The 12,966-nt window shown below is 60.8% G+C and carries 9 protein-coding genes; all 9 read right to left on the reverse strand.

Annotated elements, in window-relative coordinates:
• Positions 1-184 precede the first annotated feature (184 nt).
• Entirely contained in the window at positions 185-1,558 is a 1,374-nt protein-coding gene (locus P7F28_RS14390) for a glycosyltransferase WbuB (protein WP_277185194.1), read from the reverse strand.
• Positions 1,559-1,707: 149 nt separating this feature from the next.
• Positions 1,708-2,856: a glycosyltransferase family 4 protein gene (locus tag P7F28_RS14395; RefSeq protein ID WP_277185195.1), complete on the reverse strand. Its 1,149-nt coding sequence runs from the start codon at positions 2,854-2,856 to the stop codon at positions 1,708-1,710.
• A 57-nt stretch (positions 2,857-2,913) separates the two neighbouring features.
• Positions 2,914-3,870: a GDP-L-fucose synthase gene (locus P7F28_RS14400; protein WP_277185196.1), complete on the reverse strand. Its 957-nt coding sequence runs from the start codon at positions 3,868-3,870 to the stop codon at positions 2,914-2,916.
• Between the two features lie 5 nt (positions 3,871-3,875).
• Positions 3,876-4,994: a GDP-mannose 4,6-dehydratase gene (gene gmd / locus P7F28_RS14405; protein WP_277185197.1), complete on the reverse strand. Its 1,119-nt coding sequence runs from the start codon at positions 4,992-4,994 to the stop codon at positions 3,876-3,878.
• 76 nt (positions 4,995-5,070) lie between these two features.
• The gene (locus P7F28_RS14410) at positions 5,071-7,302 is read right to left on the reverse strand and encodes a polysaccharide biosynthesis tyrosine autokinase (protein WP_277185198.1); all 2,232 of its coding nucleotides are present in this window, start codon (positions 7,300-7,302) and stop codon (positions 5,071-5,073) included.
• Between the two features lie 68 nt (positions 7,303-7,370).
• Positions 7,371-8,525, reverse strand: coding sequence for a polysaccharide biosynthesis/export family protein (locus tag P7F28_RS14415; RefSeq protein ID WP_277185202.1), 1,155 nt, complete (start codon positions 8,523-8,525; stop codon positions 7,371-7,373).
• A 50-nt stretch (positions 8,526-8,575) separates the two neighbouring features.
• Entirely contained in the window at positions 8,576-9,952 is a 1,377-nt protein-coding gene (locus P7F28_RS14420; protein WP_277185199.1) for an undecaprenyl-phosphate glucose phosphotransferase, read from the reverse strand.
• Positions 9,953-10,076: 124 nt separating this feature from the next.
• Entirely contained in the window at positions 10,077-11,585 is a 1,509-nt protein-coding gene (locus tag P7F28_RS14425) for a mannose-1-phosphate guanylyltransferase/mannose-6-phosphate isomerase (protein ID WP_277185200.1), read from the reverse strand.
• A 148-nt stretch (positions 11,586-11,733) separates the two neighbouring features.
• Positions 11,734-12,741: a GlxA family transcriptional regulator gene (locus tag P7F28_RS14430; RefSeq protein ID WP_277185201.1), complete on the reverse strand. Its 1,008-nt coding sequence runs from the start codon at positions 12,739-12,741 to the stop codon at positions 11,734-11,736.
• Between the last annotated feature and the right edge of the window lie 225 nt (positions 12,742-12,966).

Consider the following 12,966-nt stretch of genomic DNA (forward strand, 5'->3'; position numbering starts at 1 on the left):
CCGTGGGGGCGAGCTATTGTCACCTACGGAGACCTTTAATCCACTTGCCTTTTCAACGGGCACTGTCTGGTTGAAAAGGCTGCTTTCTTTGGTGACTTTCTTTGCAGCAGCAAAGAAAGTTACCCCCCCGCCGGGGAGGCGGCTACTGCATAAACAGCAAGCCAAAAGCAGCAGCAAAAAAGCATCAATCGATCTTCTCAACCTGCGGCAAGATTGGCGCCTCGGTCATCCGACCAACCCGCGTGAGTTCCGAAGAAGAAGCAGCAGAAGCCGAAGCCGCATCAACAGAAGCCTCCTTGATCCGCACATCAGCATCCGCCACATGCGGCGGCCTCACTGCGCCAATCAGCGAAATCAACCGATCTTCCAACCGGGCAAAAACCGAAGCCGGCGACAACCGCTCCTGCGCATAGAGGCGCCCTCGCTCCCCATGCCGCGCACGCAAGACCGGATCGGCAACGAGCTTAGTAATCGCGTCGGTCAAAGCCGAAACGCATTCAGGCTCGATCACTTCACCGCGCTCAAAAACAGCCTCGTGCAATTCAGTCCCGCGATGCGCCATCGCCACAACCGCGCGCGCACTGGCGAACATACCGGTCAGCTTGGAAGGCATCACCAGATCAGCCACATCGCCACGCTGCGGCAAGACATGAATATCCGCAAGATTGAGCAGTTCGTTCAAGCGCTCGATAGGCTGCAAGGACAGGAACCGCGTATTAGGAAGATCAGCACAACGCCGTTGCAAATCAGCCTTGGAAGAACCATTCCCGCAGAACACGAACACGATATCTTCACGCGCCTTCAAGGCGACTGCCGCATCGGCGACCACTTCGAGGCCTTGCTTCGCGCCCATATTGCCGGAATAAAGCACCACGGCCGTATGCTCGCCGATGCCCAACTCGCGGCGAAACTCACTCGCCCGGTCCAGCGGAAAAATCGCTCCCGTATCGACCCAGTTCGGCAAATGAAAAACGTTCGTGCGATCCACACCCTTGGTCACCGCACGCTCGACCATCTTGTCCGAAATCGACGACACCACATCGAAGCGCTTCATCAGACTGCTTTCGAACGACATCGCCATGTCCGAAGCGCGCTTGCTCTTGAGCAAACCGAGATCGAACGCGGCATCGACTTCGTAATCCTGAATGTGGAGCCACGTGCGCGCGCGCGTCAGACGTGCGAGCGCCAACGCGGCAGGCGCATGAATGAGACTCGGCTCGACTGCCATCACCACATGAGGACGCCACACCGCATGCGCAATCAGCGCAGGCAACGAACTCAGCGCAAATGAAGCAAGATGCAGCATGCGCTTCTTGCCGTTCGGCTTCTTAGGCACCCAGATCGGCGCACGCCAGATCCGCACGCCACGCATCGTTTCAATCCGATGCAGCCAGCCTTTGTAGCCCTTTCCGATCTTCCATTCCGGATAGTACGGCGGCGCGCAAACCACGCGCACGTCATGACCGCTCTCAGCCAGCGCTTCCGCCATCTCCGATGTGTACTTGCCTACACCGGTCAGTTCCGGCGCGTAGTTCAGCCCGTAGATCAATATTCTCATTTGGTCCCTCGCCCGACTTGTCGCGCTTCTGATGCCGGGGGTGTCCTCGCCGTCCGTGCAAAGCGCTTACCGCCGGGCGCGCAAGAGTCACGCGCTGGCGGCTTCTATCACAGCTTGAAAAACCTCCTTCGATTCATGGCGTTCGCCAATCAATGCATCAGCAACAACGCGCAGCCTCGTGCGATATTCGCCGCCGCCGACGGCGGGTCGAATCGCTGGATCACATCGGTGCAGCGGCGCGCGACGCCAGCCGTATCCGCGAACGCTTCCAGCGACTTCAGCATCGTTCGATGCAGCGCGGCGACGTCGCCCGCCGGGAATGCGTAACCCGACACGCCATCCACCACCAGTTCCGGCACGCAGCCGCAGCTCTCACTCACGACCACCGGGCAGCCGTGGCTCAGCGCTTCGTTGGTCACGAGGCCCCACGGTTCGCGCGTGCTCGGCAGCACCATGCACGTCGCGCTGAAGTACTCGCGCGAGAGCGGTGCATCCTGCAAGCTGCCCAGGAACTTCACCGAATCCGACAGACCCGATTCCGCCACTTGCTGCTTGAGCTGATCGCCCAGCGGACCCGTGCCGACCAGACGCAGTTCGGCATCGGGAATGCTGGTCTTCAATTGCTTGAACGCATCGACCAGCGTGTTAATTCCCTTCTCCGCCGAAAGACGTCCGACGAACAGGAACACCGGCTTGTTGCCCACGCTCGCGCGATGCTCGATGCGATCCGGCACCACCGTTTCCGGCGAGAACGAACGCGGCAGCGCGGCAGCCTGGCACGGAATAAAGATCTTTTCCTTCTTCGCGCCGAGCGACATCAGATACTCGCGGCTACGCTCGCCGAAGGCGAAGAAGCCATCGCACAGCGAGAAGAACACGCGCTTGGGCACCGAAGTCAGCATGCGGCGCGGGTTGTCGCGGCCGGTCGAGTCGCAGAACACGGCGCGGCGCTTGCCGGTGAGAATGCAGGCAAGCAGCATCGCCCAATACTCCGGACGGTGATAGCCCGGCAACACCACCAGATCGGCCTTGGTGGTCAGCACTTCCCACGTCAGGCGCATGGTCATGCGCCACGCGGGCACGTCTTCGTAGCAGCCCTCGTAGAGCTTCTTCATCGGGTAACGGTGGAACGAATAATCGACATCCGAAAAGCCGATGCGATCGTGCTCCGTGTCCGCGATCTGCACCATCGAGTAGCGGATCGAGCCGGACCCCGAAATGCTGTGGAGCGCGGAGAGAACTTCCCCTTTGTGCCGCGACCACACCACGTTATGAAAGATGGTCACTGAAGCATTCATTTTCTAATAGTGTCCTGGAAGAAGATGTGCGGGCAGTCGGCCCGCTATCATTGTTTTTCAGGCAGCTACAGCCGTTTGCTGCATCGACGCGTACTTATCGAGGAAGTCGGCATAGGTTGCGCGAATGCCGTCTTCGAGTTCGATCGACGCCTTCCAGCCCATATCTCCCAGCTTCGATACATCCAGCAGCTTGCGCGGCGTGCCGTCCGGCTTGCTCGGATCGAACACGAGCTTGCCTTCGAAGCCCACCACGCGGCAGACGATTTCCGCCAGATCGCGGATGGTCAGATCGTGGCCCACGCCGACGTTGAACACGCCCTCGCTGACGTCGTTCTCCATCAGATACGTGGCCGCGCCGGCCAGATCGTCCACATGCAGGAACTCGCGGCGCGGCGTGCCCGAGCCCCACACCGGCAGCGTCGCGTCGCCGCGTTGCTTCGCTTCGTGCGCCTTGCGGATCAGTGCCGGCAGCACATGGCTGCTCTTCAGGTCGTAGTTATCGTTCGGACCGTAAAGGTTGGTCGGCATGACCGACACAAAGCGCGTGCCGTATTGCTTGTTGTACGCCTCGCACATCTTCAGACCCGCGATCTTGGCGATGGCATACGCCTCGTTCGTGGGTTCGAGCGGCGAGGTCAGCAAGTACTCTTCGCGGATCGGCTGCGGGCAGTTCTTCGGGTAGATGCAGGACGAGCCGAAGAACACCAGCTTCGACACGTTCCACTTGCAGGCCGCCTGAATCACGTTGGTTTCGATCGCGAGGTTCTCGTAGAGGAACGACGCGGGGAAGGTGGAATTCGCCAGAATTCCGCCCACGCGTGCCGCTGCGAGGAACACCACGTCGATGTTCTCTTCTTCGAAGAAGAGATTCACGCCGCCCTGATCCGTCAGATCGAGATGCGCCTTGGTGCGCGTCACGATATTTTGATACCCGGCTTCGGTGAGCCGGCGCACCAGCGCCGAACCCACCATGCCGCGGTGTCCCGCCACAAAAATGCGTGCGTTCTTATCCATGACGCTCACTCGTGATGTTCGAGAGCCTTGAAACCGGCGAGCGTCACGAGTGCATCGCGACGAGCGATCTGATAGTCGGCGCGAACCATTTCCTTCACCAGTTGCTGGAAGGACGTGGCCGGCTTCCAGCCCAGCTTCGTGTGCGCCTTGGTCGGATCGCCGAGCAGCGTTTCGACTTCGGTCGGACGGAAGTAGCGCGGATCGACCTTGACGATCACCTGACCCGGCTTGAGCTTCGTGTCCTTGCTGTCGACGCGATCGACGATACCCACTTCGTCCACGCCCGTGCCTTCGAAGCGCACGTGCACGCCGAGTTCGGCGGCCGCTTGCTGCACGAATTCACGCACGCTGTACTGCACGCCCGTTGCAATCACGAAGTCTTCCGGCTGCTCTTGTTGCAGCATCATCCATTGCATTTCGACGTAGTCGCGTGCGTGGCCCCAGTCACGCAGCGCGGACATGTTGCCGAGGTACAGATCGTCCTGCAAACCCACGGCGATACGAGCGATGGCGCGCGTGATCTTGCGCGTCACGAACGTCTCGCCACGCACCGGCGATTCATGGTTGAACAGAATGCCGTTGCACGCGTACATGCCATACGCTTCGCGGTAGTTCACCGTGATCCAGTACGCGTAGAGCTTGGCGACGGCGTACGGGCTGCGCGGATAGAACGGCGTGGTTTCGCGTTGCGGAATTTCCTGCACGAGACCATACAGTTCGGACGTCGAAGCCTGATAGAAACGCGTCTTCTTTTCCAGACCGAGAATGCGGATTGCTTCAAGGATACGCAGCGCACCGAGGCCGTCGGCATTGGCCGTGTATTCCGGTTCTTCGAACGACACGGCAACGTGCGATTGCGCCGCGAGGTTGTAGATTTCATCCGGCATCACGCGCTGAATGATGCGCACGAGGCTGGTGGAGTCGGTCAGGTCGCCGTGATGCAGGAACAGACGCTGGTCCGGATCATGCGGATCACGATACAGATGGTCGATACGGTCGGTGTTGAAGAGCGAGCTGCGGCGCTTGATGCCGTGCACTTCGTAACCCTTGTCCAGCAGCAACTCGGCAAGATACGACCCGTCTTGCCCCGTGATACCCGTGATCAAAGCGACTTTGCGGTCCATGCGAAACCTCGATATATGCGGTCTGAAGGCGGCGCGCGGCCAGCGCGCCATACATTGTTTTAGTACGGTGTTTTATTTACTCGGCGATGCTCTCGTAGCCGTAGTAACCGGCATACGTGCTGCCCATCAACATCTTCGATTGCGGGACATCGGTCAGCAGAACGCCCTTCATGTTCACGCCGCCGTGGTGCAGGCGCTTCATCGTCTCGCCGATTTCCTGCACCTGGTTCTTGCCATGCCGCACGACGAGCAGGCTGGTGCCCGCGTGCTTGCCGATGACCGTTGCGTCGGTGACAGCCAGCACAGGCGGCGTATCGACGATCACGAGGTCATACAGTTGCTTCAGTTGTTCGAGCACTTCACCCAGGCGGTCGCTCGCCAGCAGTTCGGCCGGATGCGACGGCAGCGAACCCTTGGTGATGAGGTCAACGCCCGGCAACACATCGTGCAGGATCGAACTCATCACGTCTGCGCCCATCAGCACATCCGAGAGACCCGGCGAATGACGCACGCCGAAGTGCGAGTGGATATCGCCACGGCGCATATCGCCGTCGATCAGCAGAACGCGCTTACGGGTCGATGCCACCAGCGTCGCCAGATTCACCGACAGGAACGACTTGCCGGCTTCCGGACGCGAGCCCGTCAGCATCACGACGTTGTTGCGCGCATCGGCCATTTGCAGTTGCAGCGACGTACGCAGACCACGAATGCCTTCCACTGCTGCATCTTCCGGTGCTTGCGCGGCCAGCACATGCAGACCTTCACGACGATCACCCACCTTGCGTTGCAGACGAAGCTGCGTATTCGAACGCGGCACGATGCCGAACACACGCACGCCGAGTTGACGCTCGATTTCTTCCGGACGCTCGACACCGCCATACAGCGACTTGCGAACAAACGCGACGATCACGCCCAGCACCAGACCCACGCCAGCAGAAATCAGGATGACGATCAAACGCTTCGGACGGACCGGATCATCCGGCGTCTGTGCGAAGTCGACCACGCGCACATTGCCGATCTGGCCAGCCTTGGCGATACGCAGTTGTTGCGCGCTGTTCAGCAGGTTCGTGTACAGCTCGGTGTTGACACGCACATCACGCAGATAACGCAGTGCGGTTTGTTCCGTATCCGGCAGCGTCGAAACGTTCTTCGCCATTTGCGCCTGCTGACCCGACAGCGCGTTGATCTGCGCATCGAGTGCCTGCACCGACGGGTGATTCGCGGTGAAGCGCAGCGACAGTTCGGCACGTTGCGCTTGCAGATCCGACAGCTTGGTCTTGTTATCGACAATACGTTGCAGCAGCAGACGGCTTTCTTCCGACAGATCGACCGTGCCTTGCTTGTTACGGAAGTTGTTGTACTTCTGTTCCGAATCGTCGAGTTGCTTCTTCAGGACCGGCAGTTGTTGGTCGAGGAACGCAAGCGTGTGCTCCGCTTCCGCCGAACGCTTGTTGGAGTCCTGAGCAACATAGCGATTCGCAATGTTGTTGACGATCTGCGCCACTTCCTTCGGATTGCCACCTTCCAGGCTCAGCCCGATGATGCCGGACTGCAGCGCCGTTTCAGCGACCGTCAGACGCTTCTGCAGATTGTCGATGGTCGTCAGTGTCGAGAAACGCGTCAGTTCGAACTGCACGCCGGGGGCGCCGACTAGCTTGTCCACTATCAGCTTGACCGGGCCTTGCGGCGTCACGCCGTTGGCTTCCTGACCGACCTTGCCGGTGAGAATCGCCACGCCGTCCGGGTCGTTCAGTGCGTACGTACCGTTGTCGCCGGCGACCAGCGTGAACTTCTTGTCGTAGAACTCCTTCGGCGTGTCGAACAGCGGCACGTCGATTTGTTCGTCGCCCCATGCGAAGTGCGACAGATAGCCCGCCGGAATCGGCATATGGAACAGATTGAACGCGCTGCCCACCAGGCCGCCGACGAACGGCAGCGAGTGCGGCACCGCGCTGATATCGAGGTGCATGCGGCGCACCGTGTCGTCCACCACCAGACGCGAGCGCAGCAGTTCGATCTGCGCAGCGGTGGTCGACTTGGCATCGAACATTTGCGACACGGCTTGCACCGCGTTCGCATTGGCGTTGTTGTTGTTGCCCGCCACGGCCGATTCTTCCACCTGGATCAGCGCATCCGCCTTGTACGTCGGCGGCGCGATGAACGCGTAGGCGGTTCCCAGTGCGATCACAGCGAGCGTGATCATTGTCACGAGCTTCCAGTTGCCGAGAACGGCAGCTAGATAATCGGATAATCGCAACTCGTCGCCTGTTGAGACGTCCGTGTATCGTGTGTCGAAGTTCATGGCCATGGTCTTCTCGCTCGCTTTTCTATGGATCGCACTGGTTTTGCCGGCGCATCCCCGCGCCGGCGTTTGGCTTACTTGGTCAGCACCGCCGCCGTCAGACCTGCGTTGATCGCCGGAAGCAGCAGATTCAACACACGGCTGAAGCGGACGAGGCCGTTGTTATCGACATACACGACGTCATGCGGCTGCAGTTCGAAACCGTTCGCGAGCAGCATCGACACCGGCGACTTCGCGTCGAGGTGATACACCTCGGGCTGATCGGACTGACCATTACGGATCACGTACAACTGCTTCGGGTCCGACGTCTCGGCATTGAAGCTGCCCGCTTGCGAAATCGCGTCGGAGAGCGTCAGCTTGCCGTTCTTCATCGGAATCACGGTGGCGGGCTTGGTCACTTCACCCATCACGTACACGCCGTTGTCGTCACGCGAATCGATACGCAGTGCATCGCCCGGCTTGAGCATGATGTCCGAGGGGCTGCGGCCCTTCGAGGTCATGCCGGCCATGTTGATGTGGTACGTCACGCCGTCACGGATAAGAGTGACACGGCTTTGATCCGCCGTAGGTGCGAAACCGCCCGCACGGCCGATGGCTTCTGGCAACGTCATCGGAATGTCGTTGATTTGTTGAGCCCCCGGCGTGCGAACATCGCCGTCGATGTAGACCTGACCCGCACGGAACGATGCAACGCGCACCGTCACCTGCGGTTTCACGAATACTTTCGACAGCTCCGTGTACAGCTCGCGCTGCACTTGCGTTTCCGTCTTGCCCACGACGTGGATCGGACGATTTACATACGGGAACTGCACGTTGCCGTCGGCGTCGACCACGAAACCGGGCGCGGCGTCGGACGTGCGCGTCTGCTGCTGCGGCTGGCCGAGTGCGGCGACGAGTTCGGGGTGATCCCACACGGTGATCTGGAGCACGTCACCGATACCGAGCTTGTACGCGCCCGGCTTGCCATACAGCGACGAATTCGGATCGTCCGTCACGGCCGGCTGCGATGCCTTCATCTTGCGAATGAGCGACAGGTCGATCGGCGTGATGGGAATGTTTTGTGCGGTGGCTACATCACCATCCGCGTTCGAGGTTTCGGCAAGCGCTGCCGGCTTGTCGAAGTGCATGCCGGGAGCCGCGCTGCAGCCTGCGAACAGCACGCAGAGCGAAGCGGCCGCAGCCAGGCTCGACACCCGGAACAGCTTTGATACGTTGAGATTGGCGGCCATGGTGGTGGTGCCCGGTTGTTGTACGTTGTGCATGATGGTCGTCCCCTGCATCAGTAAGCGTTGGTGTGGCGTAGTCCCTTGAAGATCGTCGCGGCGATGATTCGCATATCGAGGCCGAACGACCAGTTACCGAGGTAGTACAAATCGTGAGCGACGCGTCCTTCCATCTTTTCGATCCGATCCGTTTCACCACGAAAGCCGTTGACCTGAGCCCAGCCGGTAATTCCCGGCTTGATCCGGTAACGATGGATGTACCCCGATACGACCTTTTGATAGAGGTCGTCATGTTCGAGCGCGTGTGGACGCGGGCCCACGACCGACATGTCGCCGCGCAGAACGTTGAAGAACTGCGGCAGCTCATCGAGGCTGGTACGGCGCAGGAACGCTCCGACTCGGGTCACGCGCGGATCGTTGCGCGTGGCCTGGCGAAGCACTCCGGCCTGTTCCGTGTGCAGACGCATCGAACGGAACTTGTAGATGGTGAAGACGCGGCCATCCGCGCCTTTACGGCGTTGTTTGAAAAACACGGGACCGCGCGAGGTCAGCTTCACTGCGAGCGCGATACCGATCAGCAACGGCGCGACGGCGATGATCGCGGCAGCGGCGAACATGCGGTCGAAAATCTCTTTCTGCAACATGGCGCTGGCGGACAGCGGCGAGGCAACCAGATTGATCGCGGCTTCGCCCAGCAGATCCGTCACGCCCGATTCGAACAAGGCGAGACTGCGTACGTCAGGAATGAATCGCACGTTGACGAGGTCGTCGCGGAATTCATTGGTGAAACGAAGAATCGTCTTCTCCTGCGACAGCGGCAGCGCCAGCCACACTTCATGCACGTTCTGCGTACGCACGTAGTTCACGAAGGCATCGTGCTCTTCGAACACGGGAACGCGCGTGTTCAGATGCGTTTCCGGCGTCGCGTTGAACGCGGCCACCGCGCGGAAACCCGAATCCTTCTGACTATCGATCTTGCGCACGACGGAATCGCAATGCTTGCCGCACCCGACGATCGCGACCTGATGCAGGTTCATGCCGGCGTGACGCACATGCGCAAGAATGGCATGCGAAATCAGACGGCCCGCGATCACCAGACCGCCCGCCATCGCCGTCCAGTACGCGAACCACAGACGCGACACGTAATCCAGACGATGCAGCGAAAACATCAGCACCAGCGCACAGCCCTGCACGACCAGCCAGCCGAGCGATACCTGGCAAGCCAGTTGCAGCTTGCTGCGGCCGCGCCACGACTGATACACGCCGAAGCCAGGAAAGAGCGCGAGCGAGAATGCCGCGGCGAACGCGACGAACGCCACCGAATAGGTGTGCGCCTCGATGTACTCGAACCTGATCTGCGACGCTACTGCCGCACCTAAGACGATCATGGCGACGTCGAATAGGCGCGCTAACAATCCCTGTAAATCGCGCATGTCATTTCCCCGAACGCAATCCGATCCCTTGTCAGCTTTCGCTGGCCCTTCAAAGCCCTCCTTCGCTCACGGTCTTCGTGTCGTTCGACGCCGCGATGCGAAGGAGACCTGCACTTCCTGATGCTTAACTGCGTCCGTACGTATCGTCGAAACGGACGATGTCGTCTTCACCCAGATAGCTGCCCGACTGCACTTCGATGATTTCGAGCGGCATCTTGCCGGGGTTTTCCAGACGGTGACGCACGCCGAGCGGAATGAAGGTCGATTCGTTTTCGCTCAGCAGGAACGTCTCTTCGCCACGCGTGACCAGCGCCGTGCCGCACACCACGATCCAGTGTTCCGCGCGGTGGTGATGCATCTGAAGCGACAGCTTCGAACCCGGCGACACCACGATGCGCTTCACCTGGAATCGCTCGCCATGTTCGATCGAGTCATAGAAGCCCCACGGGCGACGCACCTTGCGGTGAGCATCGGCTTCCGGTGCGTGTTGCTCGCGAATACGCGCGACCAGACCCTTGATGTCCTGCACGCGCGAGCGGTCGGCGACCAGCACCGCATCGTCCGTTTCGACCACGATGATGTTGGTCGTGCCGACGCAGGCCACGAGGCGTCCGCCTTCCGAGCGCGCATAGCTGGAGGTCGCGCCTTCGAAGATCACGCGGCCGCTGGCGACGTTGCCGGAATCGTCCTTGTCCATCGCGTCCCACACGGCGTCCCACGAACCGAGATCGGACCAGCCGGCGACCAGCGGCACGACCACGCCTTCGCACGGCGTGTTGGCGGTGCCGATGTGTTCCATCACGGCGTAGTCGATCGAGTCCGACGGTGCGCGGCCGAAGTGGCCTGCCTGCGGACGGAAGAACTTGCCGTCGTCGGTGCCATCGCTCGATGCCGCGCAGCAGGCTGCGTGCATGTCGCCGTTGAGCTTTTGCAGCGCGGCCAGCCACACGCTCGCGCGCACGACGAAGATGCCGCTGTTCCACCAGTACGTACCGGCCGCGACGTATTGCGCCGCGAGTTCGGCAGCGGGCTTTTCGACGAAGCGATCGATCTGATGTGCGCCGTCTTCCAGCGCGCCGCCCAGGCGGATATAGCCGAAGCCGGTGTCGGGACGCGTCGGCGGAATGCCGAGCGTGGCGATCACGCCGCGCTCCGCGTGTTCCGCTGCAATCGCGATTGCGCGATGCAGCGCGGGGATATCGGCGATCGAATGATCGGCGGGCATCGCCACCATGATCGCGTCGCGCCCATCGCGGCAGGCGGCGAGTGCAGCCAGCGTCAGCGCGGGCGCGGTATCGCGGCGAGCCGGTTCGACGATGATGTGCGCCTTCACGCCGGATTCGCGTGTCTGCTCTTCCGTCGTGAAGCGATGTTCTTCGCCGCACACGATGATCGGTTCGGCTGCAACTTTGAAGTCGCCGGCGAAATCCTTCATACGGCCGACGGTCGCCTGAAGCAGCGAGTCACGGCCGACAATGCCGATCAGTTGCTTCGGAAACTGTTCACGCGACATCGGCCACAGGCGCGTGCCCGAGCCGCCAGCGAGAATGACAGGAACGATCCGGCGGCACGCTGCCGCTGCGTCTGCCGTGCCCGTCTTAACTTCGCCTGCCGTGTTTGCTTCATTCGTCATAAGGACTCCTGCTTGCGGTTTCGCGAGCGCAGCGTGTGCTGCCCGAGAATGATTGGTTCACAGAACGCGATAGTTCGGCCATTTGTTCGATGCTTTACGCCATCTATGTTCGGCGTACCGCAAATGGTCAGCGCGTTCCTTCGATTAGTCAGACATTCGCTTCGCGTCTGCTCTGCATCCGATATTCAGTCGGCGAGATCAGCAGACGTTTGCGGAAAATCTTGGCGAGACGGTCGCCGTTGCCCATGCCGCTGCGGCGCGCGATCTTGTCGACGGGCAGTTCCGAATCCGTCAGCAGTGCGCACGTTACGGCGAGGCGCGCTTGCAACAGATAGTCGGACGGCGTGATGCCCATCTCGATCTTGAAGCGGCGCAGGAAGTTGCGTTCGCTCATGGCCGCCACTTGCGCGGCATCGACCACGGAGATGGGACGTTCGCAGTTATCCTGCAGCCAGCGTGCGGCGGCGCGGATCTTGTCGCCTGCGGAAGCGGCGCCGCTGTCGCCGAGAATCGAGACGAGCTTGGCGGCGGAACCGGGCATCAGGCGTTCGGCGACATTGCGCGAGACGTCGAGTCCGAGATCGCGCTTGACGATAAGGAGCGCGCCCTTCATCGATTCATAGCGATCGCCAGCGTCGGCGGTCTGGTCGTCGCGCACGAGATGGATCATGGCGTTGCCGTAGCGCTGGCCGTCGTGTGCGCCAGGCGCGCCGACGATACCCGCCGCTTCCAGCACCTTGCGGCCGTCGGAGATCGCCTTGACCACGGTGGTCTTCGAATTCACACGGCGCACCCATTCGATGATGCGATCGTCCTTGGCTGCTTCGTCGGCACCACGGCCGCCCGCGACGAACAGTGCGTCGAAGCCGCCGTAGTGGCGTGCATCGAGACCGTCGGTCCAGACGCGCACCGACGACGAACACGCGACGTTGCCGCCTTCGACGGACAGGAAGCGCACGTCGTAGGTGCAATCGGTCTTGGTCTTCGCCGACGACAGCTCGTTCGCCATATGAAAGACTTCAGCGACGATCCCCGCGCCCAGGAGCGAGAATCCATCGAACAGCAGAATCGCGATGCGTTTGACCTCGGCCTGAACGGGTCTCGGCTGAGGCGGCATCCAACCCATGACTGCGGGTTCTAGAGTGGCGTAAGGCATGGTCATCCTCTGCTACTTATGTTTCCAGGAGGCGCGGAAGAGTCGTTCGGCCATTGCGGCGCATCAAGAACATTCCCGAACTTTTGCCGGGTTGCCGTGACCGATTGGAACGAGTCGATGGCGGATCCGATCCGCTGGGATGAATAATAAGCAGACAAACTTTTCCGTGCTTCTGATTTTCGCGTTTTAGACACAAAATGTGTTGCGGTATGAGGGTGACCGCAC

Origin of the sequence: Caballeronia sp. BR00000012568055 (assembly GCF_029439455.1) — a bacterium.
Lineage (GTDB): Bacteria > Pseudomonadota > Gammaproteobacteria > Burkholderiales > Burkholderiaceae > Caballeronia.